This is a genomic window from Pseudomonas sp. SIMBA_068, assembly GCF_046534705.1.
GTDB classification, from domain to species: domain Bacteria; phylum Pseudomonadota; class Gammaproteobacteria; order Pseudomonadales; family Pseudomonadaceae; genus Aquipseudomonas; species Aquipseudomonas putida.
Genome location: NZ_JAWRYI010000402.1, coordinates 1 through 277, shown reverse-complemented (window position 1 = coordinate 277; position 277 = coordinate 1). Strand labels below are relative to the sequence as shown.

At 41.9% G+C, this 277-nt stretch carries 1 pseudogene; it reads right to left on the bottom strand.

The window, feature by feature from the left end:
* A pseudogene (locus tag SB756_RS29710) lies at positions 1-277 on the bottom strand (hypothetical protein); the annotation flags it as partial.

Genomic DNA, 277 nt, shown 5'->3' with positions numbered 1-277 from the left:
CAAGCTCTGTTGCGGTATTGGCTTCTACCGAAACTTGTCCTTTTGCTGTGAGTTTTGCTGTGCCAGAGACAATTACATTATCTTTAGGATAACGGTCTGCTTGAGTCAAATTTAATTCACGGCGTAAGGAATTATTTTGCTTGACCAAATCCTCAGCAAAAGGCTGTCCATTTTTGGCAATCAGTCTACCTCGAATATTCGGATAGAGCGGCGTACTGTTCCAATGGTTTTGTTCAATTTTCGCTTTTAACTCAGGCATGTCAAAAGGCGGTAAACC